The following is a 20196-nucleotide window of genomic DNA, read 5'->3' on the forward strand; positions in this document are numbered from 1 at the left end:
GGTGTTCATGCGTGAGGGTGGGCGGGTAGGGCCGCGGCTTGCGGATTTTTGCGCGCAACATTACATCCGGAACACGCCGAAACGTGTCTCCTCTACAGGGGCATTAAGGCTGGCGAGCAGGCTGAGCGTTAGCACCTGCCGGGTTTGGCGCGGGTCGATCACGCCGTCATCCCAGAGCCGGGCGGAGGCGTAGAGCGGGTGGCTTTGCTCGTCGAACATTTCGATTGTCGGGCGCTTGAATTCGGCCTCGTCTTCGGCGCTCCAAGAACCGCCCGTGCGCTCGATCCCGTCGCGCTTTACCGTGGCCAGCACGCCTGCGGCCTGCTCGCCGCCCATCACTGAAATGCGGGAATTTGGCCATGTCCACAGGAAGCGCGGGGAATAGGCGCGGCCGGCCATGCCGTAATTGCCCGCACCGAAACTGCCACCGACGAGGATGGTGATTTTCGGCACGTTGGTGGTGGCGACAGCCGTCACCAGCTTGGCCCCGTGGCGGGCAATACCCTCGGATTCATACTTTTGGCCGACCATGAAGCCGGTGATGTTTTGCAAAAACACCAGCGGGATTTTGCGTTGGCTGCACAGTTCCACGAAATGCGCGCCCTTGACCGCGCTTTCCGAAAACAGCACGCCATTATTGGCGATAATGCCGACCGGGATGCCGTTGACATGCGCAAAACCACAGACCAGCGTGGTGCCGAAACGGGCCTTGAACTCGTCAAACTTGCTGGCATCCACCAGCCGCCAGATGACCTCGCGGATGTCATAGGGCGTGCGCAGATCGGCGGGCAGAATATCGAGCAGCTCATCGGGGTTGAGCTTGGGCGGCTCGGCCTTTTGCAGCGCGGCATGGGTTCTTGGGGTAAGGTTGAGCGCGGCGACCGCATCACGCGCCAGTGCCAGCGCATGGGCGTCATCCTCGGCCAGATAATCGGCGACGCCAGACAGGCGGGTATGCACATCGCCGCCGCCGAGATCCTCGGCGCTCACCACCTCGCCCGTTGCGGCCTTCACCAGCGGCGGGCCTGCAAGGAAAATCGTGCCCTGTTCGCGCACGATGATCGAGACATCGGACATGGCCGGCACATAGGCACCACCGGCGGTGCAAGAGCCCATGACCACGGCAATTTGCGCAATGCCCTTGGCCGACATTTGCGCCTGATTGTAAAAAATCCGCCCGAAATGGTCACGATCCGGAAACACCTCGTCCTGATTGGGCAGGTTCGCGCCGCCACTATCAACCAGGTAGATGCAGGGCAGCCGGTTGGCCTCGGCAATCTCCTGCGCGCGGAGGTGTTTTTTCACCGTCATCGGGTAATAGGTGCCGCCCTTGACCGTGGCATCGTTGCACACGACCATGACCCAGTTGCCATGCACCTGCCCGATGCCGGTGATGATCCCCGCGCCGGGTGCCGCCCCATCATACATGCCATGCGCGGCCAGCGCGCCGATTTCCAGAAACGGCGAGCCTGCATCCAGCACCCCGGCCACACGGTCGCGCGGCAGCATCTTGCCGCGCGCAAGGTGGCGCGCGCGGGCCTTCTCACCGCCACCGCCCGCAGACAGCGCGGCGGCTTTGGCGATGGTGCTTAGCAGGGCAAGGTGCTGGTCTTGCTTGCTTGGGGCTTGGTCGTTGGGCACGGGCGGCTCCGATGCTGGCAAGGGGTTGTTACTGCCCCAGATACATGAGTTCGATGATGCGGTCGGCATTCATTTGCAGGGCGCAGTTCGCCTCGATTACCGGCTGGCGGGCAATGTCGGGTTCTGAAAAGCCGATCATGGCGCAGTGGTTATAGGCATAATCCTCCCATCCCTCCTGCGATTTTTCCAGGAAGTCCGGCAGATCATCGGCAATGGCGGAAAGGCGCTCGGCCTGGGCTACGAATAACCCCTCGGCAGGGTAGCGCCATGCGGCGGTTTCGCGCTCGTAACAGGCCAGTTCGGCCTCGGGGTTGGTGGCGGTCTCAAGGCAGGCATTGGCGATCGTGCCGATACAGGCCTGCGGATCGTCACCCGCCGCGCAATCCATCAGCGCCTGCGCATCCTCGGCGCGGTCGGCATGGGCAGTGGTGGCAAGGGTGAGGGTGAGGGCAACAAGTGCTATAAATCGCATGATATATTCCTTTCTAACTATACTCTTTCATCATTTCGCGCCCGATCAACATCCGGCGGATTTCACTCGTGCCAGCGCCAATTTCCATCAGCTTGGCATCGCGGAACAGGCGGGAAACTGCGCTTTCGTTCATGAAGCCGGCGCCGCCCATTGCCTGCACGGCCTGATGGGCCTGTTTCATGGCTTCTTCCGAGGCGTAAAGCACGCAAGCCGCGGCGTCTTGCCTTGTCACCTGGCCACGGTCGCAGGCGGCGGCAACGGCGTAGACATAGGCGCGGGCCGAGTTCATGGCCGTATACATATCGGCGATTTTGCCCTGCATCAGCTGGAAGCTGCCAATCGGCTGGCCGAATTGCTTGCGGCTCGCCAGATAGGGCATAACCTCGTCCAGACAGGCGGCCATGATGCCGGTGCCGATGCCCGACAGCACGACGCGTTCATAATCAAGCCCCGACATCAGCACAGCCACGCCGCGCCCTTCCTCGCCCAGCACGTTTTCAAACGGCACCTCGACATCTTCAAACACCAGCTCTGCCGTGTTGGAGCCGCGCATTCCGAGCTTGTCAAAATGCGGCGAAGTCGAGAAGCCTTTCATGGTTTTTTCAACGATAAAGGCGGTCATGCCGCGCGGGCCGGCATCGGGGTCGGTCTTGGCATAGACAACCAGCGTGTCGGCATCGGGGCCGTTGGTGATCCAGTATTTCGTGCCGTTCAGCACGTAACGGTCGTTGCGTTTCTCGGCGCGCAGTTTCATCGACACAACGTCGGAACCGGCCCCGGCCTCGCTCATTGCCAGCGCACCCACATGTTCGCCGGAAATGAGCCCGGGGAGGTATTTGGCGCGCTGCGCGTCGCTGCCGTTCAGCTTGATCTGGTTCACGCACAGGTTGGAATGCGCCCCGTAAGACAGCGACACCGAGGCCGAGGCGCGGGCGATTTCCTCGACCGCCACGACATGCGCAAGATAGCCCATGCCCGCCCCGCCGAATTCTTCCGGCACGGTTATGCCCAGCAGGCCCATATCGCCCAATTCGCGCCAAAGCGCGGGCGGGAAATGGTTGGATTGGTCGATTTCCGCGGCAAGCGGCTTGATCCGGTCTTGCGCGAAGCGATGCACCATGTCGCGCAGCGCCTCGATATCCTCGCCCAAAGCGAAATTCATGGATGCGTTAAACATGGTGCCCCCCTGTGTGCCCCCCTGTGTTACCCTGTATGAACTGAACATATGTTCAGTTCAAAATCAAGTGAATTGTCAGGCCAGAAACGTGCGCTCGACGAACCAGTAAAGCCCCATGATTGCAATGGCGAGCGAGGCCGGAATGGTGATGGCGGCACGATACCACGGTTTGCGCCCGAACCAGATGCCCACCGCAAGAAAACACAGTGCCACAACGGTGATCTGGCCAATTTCAACGCCGACATTGAAGCCGAGCAGCCCGGCAACCTCGTTGCCCTCGCTCAGCCCGAACTCCTGCAAGACACCGGCAAAGCCCAGACCGTGCAGCAGGCCAAAGCCAAAAATCAGCGCCGGTCGCCAGCGGGTGAGTTTGCTGAAAATCACGTTTTCTATGGCCACATAGGCGATGGACAGCGCGATCAGCGGCTCGACAATTGCCGCGCTGACCTGCACGACGCCAAACAGCCCCAGCGCCAGCGTAATCGTATGGGCCACGGTAAAGGCCGAGATTTGCCACAAGAGCGGGCTGAACCGGGTGGAAAGCAGGAACAAGCCGATCACGAACAGCACATGGTCAATGCCCAAGGGCAGGATATGTTTGAACCCGACGCTGATATAGCTGAAGAAAACCTCGCCGAAAGATTGCTGGATGGCGCCGTCTACGGGCAGCATATCGGTGGTCATGCCGGGCTCCAGATAGACCGAATAGTCTGAACCCTCGTTCATCAGGCGCAGCACGAGCGGGCCGAAACCTGCATCCCAGCCCACCGTCAGCCCGCCACTGGCAGGCAGATCGGCGCGCAGCGTTACGCTGGAATCGCGCAGCAAGGCAATGTCACCCACCGGCCCGGCGCTGGTCTCCACCACTTCTATTGGCAGTGGCGTGCCATCCAATACCGCAAAAATGCTGTTGGCAAAGGCGGCCTTGTCAAAGGCGGCCAGCAGGTCTTCGGGCGGCATGGCGCGCAGCGCTTCATAGCGCGCGGCATTGACGGATTCTGTGGTATTCGCAAGCCCCGGCTCGATATCGGCAACGATGGCTTCAAGGTTCAGGCGGATCTCCAGCCGCAATTCACCCTGCTCAAGGTAAAGATCGGCGATGGCGGGGCGGATTTCATGGGCGCCGGCACTGGCCAGCAGCCCGCTCACGAAAACGAACAGTGACGTGGCGGCAAAGCGCAGTATAGTGGGGGTCATACATATCCTAACGGTAAATCTATGATCAGACTTAGCGCGATTGCCACGATTATTGTAACCCTGAATTTGCAGCCGCTTGGCGCGCATGAATTTTGGTTGATGCCGCAGAATTTTACGCCCGAGCCCGGCGAGAACCTGCAAATCGACATCAAGGTCGGGCAGGATTTCAACGGCAATACCTATGGCTATTCGCCCCGCCAGTTCAATACATTCGAAATATGGGGGCAGGATGCGCGCGCCGATGTCACCGGGCGGATTGGCGATTATCCGGCCGTGAACCAGCCGGCCGTGGCCGAGGGGCTGAATATTGTCACACATTTTTCGACCAGTTCGCTGGTCAACTGGGAGGAATGGCAGCCCTTTGCGGATTTCATCAACCTGCATGGCATGGGCTGGGTGGCCGAGGCGCATCGGGCGCGCGGCCTGCCCGAGTCCGGTTTCAGCGAGGCCTTCACGCGCTTTGCCAAAACACTGATCGCCGTGGGTGATGGTGCCGGGCAAGACCGCCATACCGGCATGTTTTACGAGCTTGTTGCCGGGGCCAACCCCTATACCGATGATGTTTCAGCCGGCCTGCCCGTGCAGTTGATCTATATGAACGCCCCCGCCCCCGACATTCAGATCGACATTTTTTATGTGCCCGAAGGCGGCGTGCTGACGCGCACGAAAGTCGTCACCGACGATCAGGGGCGCGCGGTTATCCCCCCCACGGGGCCGGGCGATGTCATGCTGAACGCGGTCAAGATGATCGAGCCCTTTGCCCAGGATGCCGATGTTGGCTATGTCTGGCATTCGCTTTGGGCAAGCCTGACCTATGAGGCACAATAGCAGGGCTTGGCGCGCGCAGCCGTGGCCCCTATAAGGGCGCAAACGCAGAACGGAGGCGGAGATGCGCAAGGCAGAGATTTCGCGCGATACAAGCGAGACCAGGATCGCGGTTTCAGTCAATCTTGATGGTGCTGGCAGCTATGATGTGAAAACCGGCATCGGGTTTTTCGACCATATGCTGGAACAGCTTGCCCGCCACGCGCTGATCGATTTGTCAGTGCGCGCCACGGGCGATTTGCACATTGACGACCACCATACCGTAGAGGATGTGGGCATTGCCCTTGGCCGCGCCGTGGCTCAGGCGGTGGGCGACAAGCGCGGCATCACGCGCTACGGGTCTTGCCTGTTGCCGATGGATGACACGCTGGTGCGTGCGGCGCTGGACCTTTCGGGCCGCCCCTATCTGGTGTGGAAGGTCGATTTCTCCGCCGAAAAAATCGGCACATTCGACACCGAGCTTGTGCGCGAGTTTTTCAACGCCTTCGCCATGCAGGGCGGCATAACCCTGCATGTGGAATGCCTTGATGGCATCAACGCGCACCATATGGCAGAAGCCGCGTTCAAGGCCGTGGCGCGCGCGCTGCGCGATGCGCTGGAGCTTGACCCGCGCAAAGGCGATGCCGTGCCATCGACCAAGGGCACCTTGCACGAATGACCACGGTTATTGTCGATTACGAAAGCGGCAACCTGCATTCGGTGGCGAAATCATTCGAGCGGATGGCGCGCGAAACCGAAGCCGGCTCGGTGGTGGTATCGGCTGACCCGGCTGCGCTGGCCAGTGCAAGCCGCATTGTGCTGCCCGGTGTGGGCGCGTTTGCCGATTGCCGCGCTGGTTTGGCCGCGCGCCAGGGCTTGTTCGAGGCGATGGAGGCCCGTGTGCTGGATGGCGGCGTGCCCTTTCTTGGCATTTGCGTGGGAATGCAGATGCTGGCCGATTGGGGCCGCGAACATGGGGTTGAAACCCGTGGCTTTGGCTGGATTGCGGGCGATGTTGAACAGATCAGCCCTAGCGATCTGGCGCTGAAAGTGCCGCATATGGGCTGGAACGAGCTGGTCATCGACCGCCCCCACCCTGTGCTGGCGGGCATTGATGCAGGCGCACATGCCTATTTCGTGCATTCCTACCATCTGGCTGCGCACAATCCGGACGAGGTGCTGGCGCATGTGGATTATGGCGGCAAAATCACCGCTGTGGTTGGGCGCGACAACATTATCGGCACGCAGTTCCACCCGGAAAAAAGCCAGAAAACCGGGCTGGGGCTGATTGCCAATTTCCTGAAATGGGCGCCCTGATGGGGAAACGAAGCGCCGATCTTGGGCAAATCGTTTCCGACATTGCCGCCCAGATGCGCGATCAGGAAGACCGTGGCGCGGTGGCCAATTACATTCCTGAGCTTGCGGCGATAGACCCCAACCAGTTCGGCATTGCCGTGGCCACGCCCGATGGCAAGCTTTACACGGCGGGCGATGCGGGCGTGCCGTTTTCCATCCAGTCGGTTTCAAAGGTCTATGCGCTGGCCTTCGCGCTCGGCTCGGTCGGTGATCAGCTTTGGCAGCGGGTCGGGGTGGAATCCTCGGGGCTTGCCTTTGATTCCATCCTGCTGCTTGAGCAGGAAAAGGGCAAGCCGCGCAACCCGTTCATCAATGCCGGTGCGATTGTCACGACCGACACGATTTTGCACGGCTCCTCGCCCAAGGAATTGCTGGGTGCATTGCTGCGCTTCATTCGTGAAGCGGCCGATGACAACAGTATCCACATCAACGAGGCGGTGGCGAAATCGGAAATTGCCACCGGCAACCGGAATTTTGCGCTGGCCTATTACCTGCGCTCGCATGGCAACCTGCTTTGCGCACCGGAACTGACGCTTGGCACCTATTTTCACCAATGCGCAATCGAGATGAGTTGCGCGCAGCTTGCGCTGGCCGGGCGGTTTCTGGTCAGCGCCGAAGGGATGCCGCAGCTTGTGTCGCATGAGCGCGCCCGGCGTATCAACGCGCTGATGATGACCTGCGGGCATTACAACGGCTCGGGCGATTTTGCCTATCGCGTGGGGCTGCCGGGCAAAAGCGGGGTTGGCGGCGGCATTCTGGTCATCGCGCCCGGGCGGGCAAGCATTGCAGTCTGGTCACCGGGGCTGAACCAGTTCGGCAATTCCAAACTTGGCACCGATGCGATGCATCTTTTGGCGAAACGCACCGGCTGGTCGGTATTTGGCTAGTTTGCGCGCGTCCAGTCCTGCCCGCGGCAGAAGATGGCCACGCAGCCCTGAACACGCAACACATCGCCGCGCAATTCCATGCTGCTGCGATAGGTCTTGTCGTCATCCGGTGCCCAGATACGGCCACGGCGCCAGCTGTTCTCGCCATCGGGCTGCATATCCCAGATGATCAGCTTGCCAACCAGATCGTCGCGCGTGGCATTGAAGGCTTGCACGATCGTGCCACAGGTCAGCGCCGCATCCGATGCACAGGGCGCGACGTTTACGTGCAAATAGGCGCCTGTCTCACCCGTGGCCGTGCGCCAAGTGCCGGTCACATCGCCTGCATTGCCCATCACGGGCAGGGCGGCAAGCGCAAAAGCCAGAATATGTTTGAACATGGACTCCTCCTGCATTGGTGGCAGAATGCCCGCTTGCCACATTCGGTCAAGACCGACGTGGCGGAAGGTTGCATCCGCCGCGCTTTGCGCTAAAACAGCGCAAATTACCGGAGAGCCAGCATGATCCTTTACCCCGCCATCGACCTGAAAGACGGCAATTGTGTGCGGCTTTACAAGGGCGATATGGGGCAAAGCACGGTGTTTTCCGACAACCCCGCCGCACAGGCCCGCGCCTTTCAGGATGCGGGCTGCGAATGGCTGCATCTGGTTGATTTGAATGGAGCTTTTGCCGGTGCGCCGGTGAACGGAGACGCCGTGCGCGCCATTCTGGCGGCTTGTGATGTGCCCGCGCAACTGGGCGGCGGCATTCGCGATATGGACACGATAGATTACTGGATTGGCCAAGGCATTGCGCGGGTCATTCTGGGCACTGTTGCGGTGCGTGACCCCGATCTTGTGCGCAAAGCGTCGCTGCGTCACCCCGGCAAGATTGCCGTGGGCATTGATGCGCGCGCCGGCATGGTCGCCGTGCAGGGCTGGGCGGAAACCACCGATATCATGGCGCTGGATCTGGCCGCAAGGTTTGAAGATGCGGGCGTGGCGGCGATCATCTACACCGATATCGACCGCGATGGCGCCATGCAGGGCGTGAATGTGGACGCGACCGCCGCACTGGCGCGGGCGGTGAATATTCCGGTCATCGCTTCGGGCGGGGTTTCATCGCTGGATGATCTGGCCGCGCTGAAGGCCAGCGGCGCGCCGCTCAACGGAGCCATTTCGGGGCGGGCGATTTATGATGGCAAGCTGGATATCGGCCAGGCCATTGAATTGCTGAAGTTCTGACATGCTCAAAACCCGCATCATCCCCTGCCTCGATGTGAAGGACGGCCGCGTTGTGAAGGGTGTGAACTTTACCGGGCTGGTCGATGCGGGCGACCCGGTTGAAGCCGCGCGCGCCTATGATGCGGCGGGCGCGGACGAGCTGTGTTTCCTCGACATTGCCGCCACGCTGGAAAACCGTGGCACCATGCACGACCTTGCCCGCCGCACGGCCGAGCAATGCTTCATGCCGCTGACCATTGGCGGCGGGGTGCGCAGCACGGCCGATGTGCGCGCGCTGTTGCTGGCGGGGGCGGACAAGGTTTCTTTCAACTCGGCCGCCGTGGCCAGGCCTGAAATTATTGCCGAGGCGGCCAATAAATTCGGCAACCAGTGCATTGTCGTGGCAATAGACGCCAAAACCGTTGCCCCCGGAAAGTGGGAAATTTTTACGCATGGCGGCACGCGGCCCACCGGCATTGATGCGGTGGAATTCGCGCTGCTGATGGAAAGCAAGGGCGCGGGTGAGATCCTCCTCACCTCGATGGACCGCGATGGCACGCGCGCAGGCTTCAACCTGCCGCTGACCCGCGCCATTGCCGACGCCGTGCGCATTCCGGTTATCGCCTCGGGCGGGGTGGGCACGCTTGACCATCTGGTCGAGGGTGTTTTGGAAGGCCATGCAAGTGCCGTGCTTGCCGCCTCGATTTTTCATTTTGGAACCTATAGCATTGCGCAGGCCAAGGCCCATATGGCGGCGGCTGGCATTGCGGTAAGGATGTAACATGCCCGGAATTTTGCGCCGCCTGGCCAAGACGATTGACAAACGCAAGGCCGACAAGTCGAGCCAGAGCTATGCCGCCAAGCTGTTCGCGCGCGGCCCCGAAAAATGCGCCGAGAAGTTTGGCGAAGAGGCGGTCGAGGCGATTATTGCCGCCGCCAGGGGCGACAAGAAAAACCTGACGGAAGAAGCCGCCGATGTGCTGTTCCACCTTCTGGTGATGCTGTCGGCCTGTGATGTGGAGTGGGATGACGTGCTGCGCGAGCTTGAGCGCCGCGAAGGCACATCCGGCATTGTTGAAAAAGAAAGCCGCGGGAAATAGCGGTATGTGGGGGGGGCTATGGCGCAACTGGCTGACATAACCCCGGTCATTTTATGCGGCGGCGGTGGCACGCGGCTTTGGCCGGCCAGCCGCGCCGACCACCCCAAGCAATTCAACCGGTTTGCGGGCCAAGCGAGCCTGCTGCAACACACGCTTTTGCGCGCGCAGGCGCTGGGGCTTGGCAGGCCCATGCTGCTGACCGCGCATGACTTTCGCTTTGTCGTCGCCGAGCAGGCCGCTGAACTGGGCGTTGAGGTTGACCTGGTTGTCGAGCCCTGCCCGCGCGATACCGCCCCGGCGATTGCCGCTGCCGCCTTGCTGTGCCGCGCACAGGGCAAGGGTGCGATGCTGGTCATGCCGTCCGATCATAAAATGGATGCTGCGGCGTTCATGCCGGCGCTGAAGGCAGGGCTTGAGGCTGCGCAAATCGGCAGGCTTGTTACCTTCGGGGTGCAGCCTGACCGGGCTGAAACCGGCTATGGCTATATCGAACCCGCAGAGAATGCGGCGCCCAACACCCCCGGCCCCGTGGCGCGTTTCATCGAAAAACCCGATGCGGCGCGCGCCAAAGCCCTGCTGGCCGAGGGGCGCAGCCTGTGGAATGCGGGCATTTTCCTGTGCGCGCCCGAAGCGATGCTGGCGGCCTTTTCCACCCATGCGCCAGATGTTCTGGCTGCTGCGCAAGCCGCGCTGGACAACGCCGCCCGCGACCTCGACTTTCTGCGCCTTGGTGCGGGCTTTGGCGAGGTGCGCGCCATTTCAATTGACTATGCCGTGATGGAGCGCGCCGCAAATGTGGATGTCGTGCCGATCGCGGCAGGCTGGAGCGACCTTGGCGACTGGAAGGCGATCTGGGAGGATGCTGCGCGTGATGAACACGGCGTGGCCACGCTGGGCGGCGCGGTGGCGCTGGACTGTGCTGATACGTTGCTGAGCAGCGAGCCGGGCGGCACAACGCTTGTCGGGCTGGGCTTGCGCAATATCGTGGCCGTCGCCACGAATGATGCCGTGCTGGTGGCCGATATGGCCAAGGCGCAGGCGGTCAAATCGGTCGTGGCGCTGCTGAAATCGCACAACAACGCCACGGCAACCGCCTTCAAGCGCCATTTCCGCCCCTGGGGCTGGTTCGAGCAACGGGCGCAAGGCACCCGGTTTCAGGTGAAAACCATTTTCGTGCGCCCCGGCGGCAAGCTGAGCCTGCAAAGCCACAAGCAACGCTCGGAACATTGGGTGGTGGTTGAGGGGCTGGCCCGCGTGACCGTGGGCGAGGCGACGCGCGATGTGAAGGCCAACCAGTCGCTTTTCGTGCCGCTTGGCGCCAAGCACCGGCTGGAAAACACCACTGATGCGCCGCTGATCCTGATCGAAGTGCAGGTGGGCGACTATCTGGGCGAAGATGACATCATCCGCTATGATGATGTTTATGCGCGCGACTGAGACGAAAAGGGCCCCGCCTGGGGGCCCGAATTCATACGGTTTTGTGCGGCTTTAAGCAGCGGCGAGCTGGGCCTGATGCTGGCGTTCGCTTTCTTCGCGCGACAGCGCAACCGAGGTGCGCACACCACGGCGAACGAAATCCATCATGCCGCCGACCGAACGCTCGTTCGGCTCGATCCCGGCGCACATCAGCACCTCGCGGCCATCGCGCGAACGCGCCCAACGGGCAATCACTTCGGGGCCGTTGCCGTATTTCTTGTCATCAGCAATCGCGTCATCCAAAGCGGCCAACACGACGGCAGCAAAAAGCCGCTGGGCACGGTTGCCCTGCTCGCTTGTGAAAGCGGCGCTATCTACATCGTCGAACATATTCTATCCAGTCTTTATACAGTCTGCGTCTGTGTGCAGTGCAATATGACGTTTTTCTGACAGTTACATAGGGGCTGAAACGCAAATCTCCTATGCATTTTTTGCATGTCTAGGCAAAAAATTGCCGCAATTTCAATGGCCGCGCGATTTGCAAGGTGGTAAACGGTTGGAATCATTACCAAATGGTAAAAAATCACGGCGGCGTGAGAAGCGAAACTTTCCTCGGGTCAACCCGGCAAGATTTTGCTATTGCAGCCCTTTTCGGGCGCGCAAGGCCGCGCTGATCGTGCCATCGTCCAGAAAATCAAGTTCGCCACCCACGGGAACGCCCTGTGCAAGGGTGGTGAGGGTGATTCCCTGCCCCGCAAGCTGTTCGGCAATGTAATGCGCGGTGGTTTGCCCGTCTATCGTTGCGCTGAGCGCAAGGATAACCTCATCCACGCCTTCGGCGCAATTGCGCACCAGTTTGGGAATGCGCAACCGTTCGGGCGTTACCCCATCCAGCGCCGAAAGCAGGCCGCCAAGCACGAAATACCGCCCCTTGAAGGCCAGCGTGCGCTCCATCGCCCAAAGGTCGGAAACTTCCTGCACCACGGCCAGTTGGCGGGCATCGCGGCGGGCATCGGTGCAGATCGGGCACAGGTCTTCGGTGGCGATATTGCCGCAGCGCACGCATTCGCGCACATCGCGGGCCACTTCGGCCAAGGCTTGCGCCAGCGGGTCGAGCAGCAGGCCGCGGCTGCGAATCATTGCCAGAACCGCGCGCCGGGCCGAGCGTGGCCCAAGCCCCGGCAGGCGGGCCATCAGGTCGATCAGCGTATCAACAGCGCGGGTGCCCGACATCAGAAGGGCAGTTTCATGCCGGGCGGCAGGTCCAACCCTTCGGTGACTTTGGCCATCGCGGCCTGTGCCGCCTCGCCGGCTTTGGATTGCGCATCTTTGATGGCGGCCAGAATCAGGTCTTCAACCACTTCCTTTTCGTCGGGGTTGAAGATGGACGGGTCGATCTCCAGCCCGATCAGCTCGCCCTTGGCGGTGGCTGTGGCGGTGACAAGCCCGGCGCCCGAACGCCCCTCGACCCTGATCGTATCAAGGCTTTCCTGCACCTCGGCCATCTGGCTTTGCAGTTTTTGCGCCTGTTTCATCATCTTGGCCATATCGCCGATCTGGCCCAAACCTTTCAGCATGTCATTCTCCTATCGCTTCGCCCTTCATTTAAGCAGCGGGCAAGCGCGCAACAAGGGTTAGTCTTCTTCGAACGGGTCCCAGTTCTCTGCACCCATATCCTCGGCCTCGGCCAAATCTTCAAGCGGAGTGTCAATCGACGGCGGGCGCATCTCGGCACCGGGAAAAGCGGCCAGGGCCGCGGCCACAAGCGGATGTTCCATGATCTTCGCTGTCAGGTCGGCCCGGGTTTGCGCGCGGATCTCGGCGATTGTGGGCGCCGCATCGACGCCGCTTTCAGCCACAACCGAAACGCCCCAGCGCGCCCCGGTCCAGCTTTGCAGCCGCTGGGAAAGCCGTTGGGCAAGGTCGGCGCGGGCATCATTGCCCTGTGCAAATTCAATCCGCCCCGGCGCATAGCGCACCAGCCGCAAATGGGTTTCAACCTCGACCAGCAGTTGCATGTCCCGCCGCGTGCGGATGAGGGTGATGACATCTTCAAACTGCGCATAGCGCGCCAGCGGGTCGGGTGCCTCGGCCATATCGGCAACGATGGACAGATTCGCGCCGTTGAACGCCCCGCGCGGCGCAGCGCCACCCCCACCACCGCCGCCACCACCGCCACCGCCACCGGCGCCACCACCGGATGGCGGGCTTGGGGGCGGTGGCGCATCGGCCAGACGGCGCACAAGTTCCTCGGGGCTGGGCAGATCGGCGACATGGGTCATGCGGATAATGGCCATTTCAGCGGCCATCATCGCATTGGGCGCGCTGGCCACCTCCTCCAGCGCCTTGAGCAGCATTTGCCACATGCGGGTCAGCACGCGCATATGCAAAGCAGCCGACATGGTCTGGCCACGGTCCCGCTCATCCGCACCTATCGTCGGGTCGTTTATCGCCTCGGGTGTGATTTTGAGGACCGAAACCCAATGGGTGATTTCGGCCAGATCGCGCAAAACGGCCATCGGGTCGGCGCCATCGGCATATTGGCCGGCAAGCTCGCCCAGGGCACCCGCCGCATCGCCCTTCACGATCAGGTCGAACAGGTCCAGCACGCGGCCACGATCGGCAAGGCCAAGCATGGCGCGCACCTGCGCCACCGTGGTTTCCCCCGCCCCGTGGCTGATGGCCTGATCGAGCAGCGAAGTTGCATCGCGCGCCGAACCTTCAGCAGCACGGGTGATCAGCGCCAGCGCGTCTTCGGCAATTTCAGCGCCTTCGGCCTTGGCGATCTTGCGCAGCAGGGCGAGCATGTCTTCGGGCTCGATGCGGCGCAGATCGAACCGCTGGCAGCGGGAAAGCACCGTCACCGGCACTTTGCGGATTTCGGTTGTGGCGAAGATAAATTTCACATGCGCGGGCGGCTCTTCCAGCGTTTTCAACAACGCATTGAAGGCCGAGGTCGACAGCATATGCACCTCGTCGATGATGAACACCTTGTAGCGGGCCGAGGCGGCGCGATAGGCCACGCCCTCGATAATCGCATCGCGGATATTCTGAACGCCGGTGTTGGAGGCGGCGTCCATCTCGATCACATCGACATGGCGACCTTCGGCAATGGCAAGGCAGGGCTCGCATTGCCCGCAGGGCGAGATTGTGGGCTTGCCGGTGCCATCGGGGCCGATGCAGTTCAGCCCCTTTGCAATGATCCGTGCCGTGGTGGTTTTGCCGGTGCCGCGAATGCCGGTCATGATGAAGGCATGGGCAATCCGGTCGGCCTCGAACGCGTTCTTCAGCGTGCGCACCAGCGCATCCTGCCCGATCACATCGGCAAAGGTTTCGGGGCGGTATTTGCGCGCAAGCACGCGGTAACTTGGGGTGGTGTCGGTCATGTTTGGCCTTGCTGCTTGGCCGCCAGACTAGGGCGCGCTCGGCCAAAGCACAAGCGCGCCCCTTGCCAGTTTTGCGGCTTTGGCTAGGCTGGGCGGAACGGGGGTGAATATGACATTTGCAATTGCAGAGCTGGCAGCGCCAAAGGGCGGCAGATTGGGCATTTGCCCCCTGCCCGGCCGCTTTGGCGCGGCACTGGATGACATGGCCGTGCTGCGCGCGTGGCGGCCGGACATTGTTGTATCGATGACAGAATTGGCGGAAATGGAGCGCCATAATATGGCCGATATGGGCGGTCTTTTGGCGCAGCACGGGGTTGCATGGGCGCATTTCCCCGTGCGCGACTTTGGCACGCCTGCTTTCGGGGCGGCATGGGACGGGCTTTCGGCACGGCTGCATGACGTGCTGGATGGCGGCGGGCGTGTTTTAGCACATTGCTACGGCGGGCAGGGCCGGTCGGGCATGGTGCTGCTGCGGCTGATGGTCGAACGCGCGATGCAGGCCGATACGGCGCTTGCAGCCTTGCGCAACATACGCCCGGGCGCTGTGGAAACCGATGCGCAATTCCTGTGGGCAAGTTGCATTTCATCAAGTGAAAGTTAACGACTTTCGACGACAAATATGCTAAAGTAATTCTGTGATTGATTGATGAGCTTTGGGTTCAACCTTAAGTTTCTGGTAACTATTTTGGAGGGCGGACAATGGCTGTATTTAACTATGTCGGCCAAGGCATAAACAGTTTTTCAAATGCCGCTGGGTTCGTCGTCAATAACACTAATCCGCTAAACTTTACTATAAATTCTGGTGCCGAGAATTTTGTCGGAAATGATCCGAATACTGCTGCAAACGAGGCGGCGGATGACCGTATAAGTTATACGGATTACAATAATGTCACGCAGACAAATGTGACATTTACCGTTAAATACGAAGGGTCTGCGAATTGGGCCAACGGGAACAAGCCGATTGACCCGGACGCATCGTCGCGAATCGCCATCATCAGAATCACGTCCGGCCCCGACACCGGCAAACTTTACACACTGGTGCTTGGCCCGCCCACAAACGAAGCCAACGGCATGTTCAAGAATGGCAACCACCGCGTGGGGCCAAATGAAGATGGCGTTTTCTGTTTTGCCGAAGGCACGATGATTGCCACGCCCGCTGGCGAAGTTCCGGTCGAATCGCTTGAAATTGGCGACAGCGTGGCCACGCTTGACAGTGGCGCGCAGGAAATTCGCTGGATCGGCACAACAAGTGTTGGCGCAATCGGCCCCAACCGCCCGATTTGCATTGCGGCGAATGCCTTTGGGCCGGGCAAGCCGCATAGCGCGCTTACTGTTTCACCCGCGCATCGGATGCTGATAGACAGCGCCACGGCCAACCTGCTGTTTGACAGCCCGCAACTGCTTGTTCACGCCAAAGACCTTGTCAATGACCGCACGATCAGGCCCGCATATTCCATGCAATTCGTGCGCTATTTCCACATTATGTTCGATAAGCACGAGCTGATTTGGGCGAACGGCGCGCTGAGCGAAAGCTTTCATCCGTCACAGGCGGCCGACAACCCGGCGACGCGCCAAAGCTATGCCGAGTTGCAGCGGCTCTTTCCCGCGCGGTTTGCAGCAGAGCGGACGGAGCCATCGGTCAGACCAACGCTGACATCGATCGAGGCGCGAATTCTGGCCTGTTAACGCGGCTTTTTATGCGCCTTATACATTTTGCCGAGCTTGCGATATCGCTCGCGCGCGTCGTGAACCGATTCCGTGCTGTAGCGGTCTTCGTTCTTCAGTTTGCGCCAGCGTTTCAGCCGCCCGGCATCCAGCGCGCCTGCGGCAATGGCGGCTTGCACGGCACAGCCCGGTTCGGTTTCATGGGCGCAATCGTTGAATTTGCACTGGGTGATCAGCGAGACTATATCGTCAAACACCGCATCAATGCCCTCGGCCGCATCGGTCAGGCGCAGCTCGCGCATTCCGGGCGTGTCGATCAGCCAGCCGCCGGCCAAAGTGGGGCGCAGCGCGCGGGCGGTGGTGGTGTGGCGGCCCTTGGCATCATCGCTGCGAATGTCTTGCGTGGCATCAATAATGCCCGTCAGCGCGTTTTGCAGCGTGGTTTTACCAACGCCGGAGGAGCCGACAAGCGCCAGCGTCTGCCCCGATTTGCACCAGGGGGTAAGCTGGTCGACCGCCGCCGCATCATGCGCATTGAGCGCGATGGCACTGACCATCGGCGACAGCGCCTCGGCCTGACGGCGAAAATCGTCGGGCTCATCGGTCAGATCGGCCTTGGTCAGAATGATCAGCGGCAGGCTGCCGCCCATCGCGGCAAGCGCAAGGTAGCGTTCCAGCCGCGCGACATTGAAATCGTCGTTGCAGCTTGTGACAATGCCAAGCGTGTCGACATTGGCGGCAATTAGCTGCCGCTGCGCTGCCTCGCCCGCCGCGCGGCGCGAGACGGTTGTTAGCCGCTCCAGACGCGACAGAACAAGGCCATCCCTGGCCAGAACCCAATCGCCCACAGCATAGGCGCCGGTCGAGTCTGGGCTGCGCAAGGTAAGCGGGCCGGCGGGCGACAGCGCCTCGACCCGGTCGCGGTGAATTTCGCACAGGCGTGCGGGCGTGCCCGTGCTGTCATCGTCAAGCTGGCGCGCGAAATGGGCCGACCATCCAAGATCGGCAAGTGTGGAATATGTCAAAATATTACCCTGTTTGGCAAAACAATGTGCCTTGGCCCCGCACAGCAGGGGTTAGGCGAATGTTCAAAGGGCGGCTGGCCTGAAATCAGGCGGCGGCCCGAAGGATTGCAATGGCGGTCATGGCGTATCCTTTCGCAAACAGGCGTTAAGTGAGAGGCTGGACAACGACCCAAGCGGGGCTCGTTACGGTTGCTTCCTTCCGGACCTGGCCGGGTTGGCGAGGCGCTCGCCCGCGCCAACCTCTCACCCCCGATATAGGGGGGCGCGGCAACAGGGTCAATAGCCTGCCAGCCGCTGCATGATGGCCGCCTCGTCGCCCGCAAGGGCTGCGGCCACATCCAGCCCGGTCAGCGCGCCGAACTTGAACCCGTGGCCGCTATCGGCCGTCAACACCAGGGTTTCACCGCGCCGTTGCAGCAAAAACCGCTCATCGGGCGCCATCAGGTAGAAATTGGCAAGCGTGAAACGTGGGCGGAAGGCTTCGGCATCCTTGAAAATGCCGATATAGCCTGCAAGAATTTCGGCGGTATCTGCGGCACTGGTGGGGCGGTCAAACTGCGGGTTGGCCACGTGCGACAGGCGGCCAAGCCCCAGCTTCATGGGAATATCGCCGATGGGTGGAATGCCCCAGCAATCATCATCGCCGCCAATACCTGTCCAGCACGGGCCGCTGGCCCAGGCCGCCTGCCAATGCGGCGGCGGGTCGGCATAAACCACAAGGCTGCGGCGCGGGGTGAAGGCGGCCATATCGGGGAACAGAGCGGGCAGGCCAATGCCGGCCGCCACGATCAACTGGTCGGCCTGCATGGCGCCCTGAGTGGTGGAGATCGCGCCCCGCGCCGTATCAACCGCCAGCACGCGGCACTGCGGCACAAGCACGGCACCCCGGGCCACCAGCCAGCGCAGCAACCCGGTGATGATCTGATCGGCCAGCAGCGCGCCACCGCCTGACAGCAGCGCAAAGCGCGCGGTCGATGATTCGATCATCGGGAAGCGTTTTTCCAGATCCTCGGGGGCCAGAACCTCATGCGCGACACCGGTTTCGGCCAGCGATCTGGCGGAAATATCCGCCGGGTCGCCTTGCTGATGCGAAATGGAAATCGCGCCCGTTTCCACATAGGGCGCGCTGCCGATATCGGCAAAAAGTGCCTCCCAGGCCGCATGGGCCGCACCGATGCGCGCGCCATAGCCCGGAAACGCCGCGTAATGCGGGCGGATGATGCGGTGATAATCCCAGCTTGCCGAAAGCGGGTTGGGAATGGGGCCATCCTCGACGATCTGCACCTGCCACCCGGCGCGCAGCAGCGCCCAGGCGGTGCATAGCCCGTTAATACCCGCCCCAACAATCAGCGCCTTGGTCATTGCCCGCCCGTCCTTATGCGTCTAGGTTCTGCCCAGGTTAGCAGGCGGGCTGAAAGCAGCAAGACCTATGGGCAAGAACGGCGAGAACATCACATTTGCAGGCGGGCGGCTGGACCGTGCGCAGCATTTGCGCGCCAGCGCGGATGCGCTTGCGCAGCAACCCGATGCACGCACCATGCTGCTATGGCGCGGCAAGCCGCTTGTGGAGGGCGCGCAGGCACCGCGCCTGTGCTGGCTGCCAACCGACCACGCCTTTGTTGGCCACGCGACTGGCGCCCCGGTGTTTCTGGGGCTGATCGACGGCGCGCCGCGTTTTGCGCATGATGTCTCAAACTGGGAAGGGCCGACAGACGGCGAAGCGCCGGCGGGCTTTCTGGACAGGAGCGCGCAAACCCACCCCGACCTGCCGCAAGGCAGCCACTTTACCGACTTGCGCAACGCAATTACCGCGCTTTCGGGCGATGATGCGGGCGATGCCGCCACCGCCAAGGCGATTTTGGGCTGGCATGAAACCCACCGTTTCTGCGCCAGATGCGGCGCGCCAAGCCAAAGCGCCGCAGGGGGCTGGCAACGCAATTGTCCGGCCTGCTCCGCGTCTCATTTTCCGCGCACCGACCCGGTTGTCATCATGCTTGTGGTGCATGGCAATGATGTGCTGCTGGGCCGCTCGCCGCATTGGCCCGAAAAGATGTATTCGCTGCTGGCAGGTTTTGTTGAACCGGGCGAAAGCCTGGAAAGCGCCGTGCGCCGCGAAGTGGCCGAAGAAACCGCCATTACCTGCAATGCGGTGCGCTATCTGGCCTGCCAGCCCTGGCCCTTTCCAAGCTCGCTGATGCTTGGCTGCTATGCCGAGGCGGCAGGGCGCGACATTACCATTGACCCAAACGAGCTTGCAGCGGCATTCTGGGTCAGCCGCGAACGCCTTGCGCTGGCTTTGGCCGGCCAGGATGATGAAATTATGCCCGCCCGTAAAGGCGCCATAGCCCATACGCTGTTGCAGGCCTGGGCACAGGGCGCGCTTGATGATTTGACCCAGGACTGACCATGCATCTAGAACACCGCCGCAGCATCGCCACCCCCCAGGAATTTGCCTTCAACGCCGCCAGCGATTTCGCCCGGTTTGAACGCGAAGGCGCGGGCGGCGCCAAATTCACCCGCATCAATGGCACAGGCGTGGAGTTGGGCAGCGAATGGCGGGTAGAGGCTGATTTTCGGGGCCGGATGCGGCGTTTCAATGTCCGGCTGACAGGCTATGATCCGCATGAGCGGATCGAGTTCAGCACGGGCTCCAGCAAGTTTGACGTGCGCGTGACCTATGCTTTCACCGCCACCGGCGCTGCGCAATGCGAGATGGAGATGAGCATTGACACCGCCGCGCGCTCGCTGGCGGGGCGGCTGATTTTTCAAACGCTGCAACTGGCGCGCGCGCGGTTCGAGCGATACCTGGCCGAGGCGGCGGCGCGCATGGCCACGCAGATGGAAGCCGAATACAAGCCCTGACAGCGG

General features: G+C 61.7%; 23 protein-coding genes and 1 other RNA gene. 12 read left to right on the top strand and 12 right to left on the bottom strand.

All coding sequences use genetic code 11. From position 1 onward, the window contains the following. Positions 1 to 60: 60 nt before the first annotated feature. The 4 genes from LGT41_RS14980 to LGT41_RS14995 all read right to left on the bottom strand — a co-directional run bounded on the left by LGT41_RS14980 (position 61) and on the right by LGT41_RS14995 (position 4487). Positions 61 to 1710, bottom strand: coding sequence for a carboxyl transferase domain-containing protein (locus LGT41_RS14980; RefSeq protein WP_420720190.1), 1650 nt, complete (start codon positions 1708 to 1710; stop codon positions 61 to 63). Next, on the bottom strand, positions 1670 to 2113 hold the full coding sequence (locus tag LGT41_RS14985; protein WP_274127729.1) for a lysozyme inhibitor LprI family protein: 444 nt from the start codon (positions 2111 to 2113) through the stop codon (positions 1670 to 1672). The genes LGT41_RS14980 and LGT41_RS14985 overlap by 41 nt, the downstream gene beginning before the upstream one ends. Before the next feature lie 13 nt (positions 2114 to 2126). Next, entirely contained in the window at positions 2127 to 3290 is a 1164-nt protein-coding gene (locus tag LGT41_RS14990) for an isovaleryl-CoA dehydrogenase (protein ID WP_274127730.1), read from the bottom strand. 75 nt (positions 3291 to 3365) lie between these two features. Then, positions 3366 to 4487, bottom strand: coding sequence for a HupE/UreJ family protein (locus LGT41_RS14995; protein WP_274127731.1), 1122 nt, complete (start codon positions 4485 to 4487; stop codon positions 3366 to 3368). Between the two features lie 21 nt (positions 4488 to 4508). On the opposite strand from LGT41_RS14995, the gene LGT41_RS15000 reads away from it, so the two are divergent. The 4 genes from LGT41_RS15000 to LGT41_RS15015 all read left to right on the top strand — a co-directional run bounded on the left by LGT41_RS15000 (position 4509) and on the right by LGT41_RS15015 (position 7534). Further along, complete coding sequence (locus LGT41_RS15000; protein WP_274127732.1) at positions 4509 to 5315, top strand: DUF4198 domain-containing protein; 807 nt, start codon at positions 4509 to 4511, stop codon at positions 5313 to 5315. Positions 5316 to 5376: 61 nt separating this feature from the next. Next, positions 5377 to 5970, top strand: coding sequence for an imidazoleglycerol-phosphate dehydratase HisB (hisB, locus tag LGT41_RS15005; RefSeq protein WP_274127733.1), 594 nt, complete (start codon positions 5377 to 5379; stop codon positions 5968 to 5970). Next, positions 5967 to 6608, top strand: a complete 642-nt coding sequence (gene hisH, locus LGT41_RS15010) for an imidazole glycerol phosphate synthase subunit HisH (RefSeq protein WP_274127735.1) — start codon at positions 5967 to 5969, stop codon at positions 6606 to 6608. The genes hisB and hisH overlap by 4 nt, the downstream gene beginning before the upstream one ends. Continuing rightward, a complete protein-coding gene (locus LGT41_RS15015; RefSeq protein ID WP_274127736.1) occupies positions 6608 to 7534 on the top strand; it encodes a glutaminase in 927 nt (308 codons plus the stop codon). Before hisH ends, LGT41_RS15015 begins: the two co-directional genes overlap by 1 nt. Here LGT41_RS15015 and LGT41_RS15020 read toward each other — a convergent pair. After that, positions 7531 to 7914, bottom strand: a complete 384-nt coding sequence (locus LGT41_RS15020; protein ID WP_274127737.1) for a DUF2147 domain-containing protein — start codon at positions 7912 to 7914, stop codon at positions 7531 to 7533. The genes LGT41_RS15015 and LGT41_RS15020 overlap by 4 nt on opposite strands. Positions 7915 to 8034: 120 nt before the next feature. Between LGT41_RS15020 and hisA the strand changes: the two genes are divergently transcribed. Genes hisA through LGT41_RS15040 form a run of 4 tightly spaced genes read left to right on the top strand, consistent with a single transcriptional unit; the run spans position 8035 to position 11273 of the window. Further along, positions 8035 to 8757, top strand: a complete 723-nt coding sequence (hisA, locus tag LGT41_RS15025; protein ID WP_274127738.1) for a 1-(5-phosphoribosyl)-5-[(5-phosphoribosylamino)methylideneamino]imidazole-4-carboxamide isomerase — start codon at positions 8035 to 8037, stop codon at positions 8755 to 8757. A gap of 1 nt (position 8758) precedes the next feature. Further along, complete coding sequence (hisF, locus tag LGT41_RS15030; RefSeq protein WP_274127739.1) at positions 8759 to 9517, top strand: imidazole glycerol phosphate synthase subunit HisF; 759 nt, start codon at positions 8759 to 8761, stop codon at positions 9515 to 9517. A 1-nt stretch (position 9518) separates the two neighbouring features. After that, a complete protein-coding gene (locus LGT41_RS15035) occupies positions 9519 to 9836 on the top strand; it encodes a phosphoribosyl-ATP diphosphatase (RefSeq protein ID WP_274127740.1) in 318 nt (105 codons plus the stop codon). 18 nt (positions 9837 to 9854) lie between these two features. Beyond that, positions 9855 to 11273, top strand: coding sequence for a mannose-1-phosphate guanylyltransferase/mannose-6-phosphate isomerase (locus LGT41_RS15040; protein ID WP_274127742.1), 1419 nt, complete (start codon positions 9855 to 9857; stop codon positions 11271 to 11273). Positions 11274 to 11324: 51 nt separating this feature from the next. Here LGT41_RS15040 and LGT41_RS15045 read toward each other — a convergent pair whose 3' ends face one another. From LGT41_RS15045 to LGT41_RS15060, 4 genes are all read right to left on the bottom strand, one after another. Beyond that, positions 11325 to 11642 carry a DUF6280 family protein gene (locus LGT41_RS15045; protein WP_274127744.1) on the bottom strand — a complete coding sequence of 106 codons (318 nt, stop codon included), beginning with the start codon at positions 11640 to 11642 and terminating at the stop codon, positions 11325 to 11327. 246 nt (positions 11643 to 11888) lie between these two features. After that, entirely contained in the window at positions 11889 to 12485 is a 597-nt protein-coding gene (gene recR, locus LGT41_RS15050) for a recombination mediator RecR (RefSeq protein WP_274127745.1), read from the bottom strand. Continuing rightward, positions 12485 to 12829, bottom strand: coding sequence for a YbaB/EbfC family nucleoid-associated protein (locus LGT41_RS15055; protein ID WP_274127746.1), 345 nt, complete (start codon positions 12827 to 12829; stop codon positions 12485 to 12487). Before LGT41_RS15055 ends, recR begins: the two co-directional genes overlap by 1 nt. A gap of 57 nt (positions 12830 to 12886) precedes the next feature. Beyond that, positions 12887 to 14638 carry a DNA polymerase III subunit gamma/tau gene (locus tag LGT41_RS15060; RefSeq protein WP_274127747.1) on the bottom strand — a complete coding sequence of 584 codons (1752 nt, stop codon included), beginning with the start codon at positions 14636 to 14638 and terminating at the stop codon, positions 12887 to 12889. A 109-nt stretch (positions 14639 to 14747) separates the two neighbouring features. On the opposite strand from LGT41_RS15060, the gene LGT41_RS15065 reads away from it, so the two are divergent. Then, positions 14748 to 15239, top strand: a complete 492-nt coding sequence (locus tag LGT41_RS15065; protein ID WP_274127748.1) for a phosphatase domain-containing putative toxin — start codon at positions 14748 to 14750, stop codon at positions 15237 to 15239. 302 nt (positions 15240 to 15541) lie between these two features. Continuing rightward, the gene (locus LGT41_RS15070; protein WP_274127749.1) at positions 15542 to 16324 is read left to right on the top strand and encodes a Hint domain-containing protein; all 783 of its coding nucleotides are present in this window, start codon (positions 15542 to 15544) and stop codon (positions 16322 to 16324) included. Here the strand turns inward: LGT41_RS15070 and rsgA are convergent. The 3 genes from rsgA to LGT41_RS15085 form a co-directional block, all read right to left on the bottom strand. Next, positions 16321 to 17328, bottom strand: coding sequence for a ribosome small subunit-dependent GTPase A (gene rsgA / locus LGT41_RS15075; RefSeq protein ID WP_274127750.1), 1008 nt, complete (start codon positions 17326 to 17328; stop codon positions 16321 to 16323). The two genes, LGT41_RS15070 and rsgA, sit on opposite strands and share 4 nt — an antisense overlap. 147 nt (positions 17329 to 17475) lie before the next feature. Beyond that, positions 17476 to 17574, bottom strand: an RNA gene (gene ffs / locus LGT41_RS15080) — signal recognition particle sRNA small type. Positions 17575 to 17604: 30 nt separating this feature from the next. Then, positions 17605 to 18690 carry an NAD(P)/FAD-dependent oxidoreductase gene (locus LGT41_RS15085; RefSeq protein WP_274127751.1) on the bottom strand — a complete coding sequence of 362 codons (1086 nt, stop codon included), beginning with the start codon at positions 18688 to 18690 and terminating at the stop codon, positions 17605 to 17607. Positions 18691 to 18757: 67 nt separating this feature from the next. Here LGT41_RS15085 and nudC point away from each other — a divergent pair, with 67 nt between their 5' ends. Both nudC and LGT41_RS15095 read left to right on the top strand, forming a co-directional pair. Next, positions 18758 to 19732 (top strand): NAD(+) diphosphatase, encoded by a 975-nt coding sequence (gene nudC, locus LGT41_RS15090; protein WP_274127752.1) that lies wholly within the window; start codon positions 18758 to 18760, stop codon positions 19730 to 19732. Between the two features lie 2 nt (positions 19733 to 19734). Further along, positions 19735 to 20190, top strand: coding sequence for an SRPBCC family protein (locus tag LGT41_RS15095; protein WP_274127753.1), 456 nt, complete (start codon positions 19735 to 19737; stop codon positions 20188 to 20190). Positions 20191 to 20196 lie beyond the last annotated feature (6 nt).

Origin of the sequence: Abyssibius alkaniclasticus (genome assembly GCF_020447305.1) — a bacterium.
Taxonomy (GTDB): domain Bacteria; phylum Pseudomonadota; class Alphaproteobacteria; order Rhodobacterales; family Rhodobacteraceae; genus Abyssibius; species Abyssibius alkaniclasticus.

Bases quoted from the DNA above. Each gene is read 5' to 3' on its own strand.
- LGT41_RS14980 (WP_420720190.1), bottom strand. From the start codon at position 1,710: ATGCCGACCGCATCATCGAACTCATGTATCTGGGGCAGTAACAACCCC.
- LGT41_RS14985 (WP_274127729.1), bottom strand. From the start codon at position 2,113: ATGCGATTTATAGCACTTGTTGCCCTCACCCTCACCCTTGCCACCACT.
- LGT41_RS14990 (WP_274127730.1), bottom strand. From the start codon at position 3,290: ATGTTTAACGCATCCATGAATTTCGCTTTGGGCGAGGATATCGAGGCG.
- LGT41_RS14995 (WP_274127731.1), bottom strand. From the start codon at position 4,487: ATGACCCCCACTATACTGCGCTTTGCCGCCACGTCACTGTTCGTTTTC.
- LGT41_RS15000 (WP_274127732.1), top strand. From the start codon at position 4,509: ATGATCAGACTTAGCGCGATTGCCACGATTATTGTAACCCTGAATTTG.
- hisB (WP_274127733.1), top strand. From the start codon at position 5,377: ATGCGCAAGGCAGAGATTTCGCGCGATACAAGCGAGACCAGGATCGCG.
- hisH (WP_274127735.1), top strand. From the start codon at position 5,967: ATGACCACGGTTATTGTCGATTACGAAAGCGGCAACCTGCATTCGGTG.
- LGT41_RS15015 (WP_274127736.1), top strand. From the start codon at position 6,608: ATGGGGAAACGAAGCGCCGATCTTGGGCAAATCGTTTCCGACATTGCC.
- LGT41_RS15020 (WP_274127737.1), bottom strand. From the start codon at position 7,914: ATGTTCAAACATATTCTGGCTTTTGCGCTTGCCGCCCTGCCCGTGATG.
- hisA (WP_274127738.1), top strand. From the start codon at position 8,035: ATGATCCTTTACCCCGCCATCGACCTGAAAGACGGCAATTGTGTGCGG.
- hisF (WP_274127739.1), top strand. From the start codon at position 8,759: ATGCTCAAAACCCGCATCATCCCCTGCCTCGATGTGAAGGACGGCCGC.
- LGT41_RS15035 (WP_274127740.1), top strand. From the start codon at position 9,519: ATGCCCGGAATTTTGCGCCGCCTGGCCAAGACGATTGACAAACGCAAG.
- LGT41_RS15040 (WP_274127742.1), top strand. From the start codon at position 9,855: ATGGCGCAACTGGCTGACATAACCCCGGTCATTTTATGCGGCGGCGGT.
- LGT41_RS15045 (WP_274127744.1), bottom strand. From the start codon at position 11,642: ATGTTCGACGATGTAGATAGCGCCGCTTTCACAAGCGAGCAGGGCAAC.
- recR (WP_274127745.1), bottom strand. From the start codon at position 12,485: ATGTCGGGCACCCGCGCTGTTGATACGCTGATCGACCTGATGGCCCGC.
- LGT41_RS15055 (WP_274127746.1), bottom strand. From the start codon at position 12,829: ATGCTGAAAGGTTTGGGCCAGATCGGCGATATGGCCAAGATGATGAAA.
- LGT41_RS15060 (WP_274127747.1), bottom strand. From the start codon at position 14,638: ATGACCGACACCACCCCAAGTTACCGCGTGCTTGCGCGCAAATACCGC.
- LGT41_RS15065 (WP_274127748.1), top strand. From the start codon at position 14,748: ATGACATTTGCAATTGCAGAGCTGGCAGCGCCAAAGGGCGGCAGATTG.
- LGT41_RS15085 (WP_274127751.1), bottom strand. From the start codon at position 18,690: ATGACCAAGGCGCTGATTGTTGGGGCGGGTATTAACGGGCTATGCACC.
- nudC (WP_274127752.1), top strand. From the start codon at position 18,758: ATGGGCAAGAACGGCGAGAACATCACATTTGCAGGCGGGCGGCTGGAC.
- LGT41_RS15095 (WP_274127753.1), top strand. From the start codon at position 19,735: ATGCATCTAGAACACCGCCGCAGCATCGCCACCCCCCAGGAATTTGCC.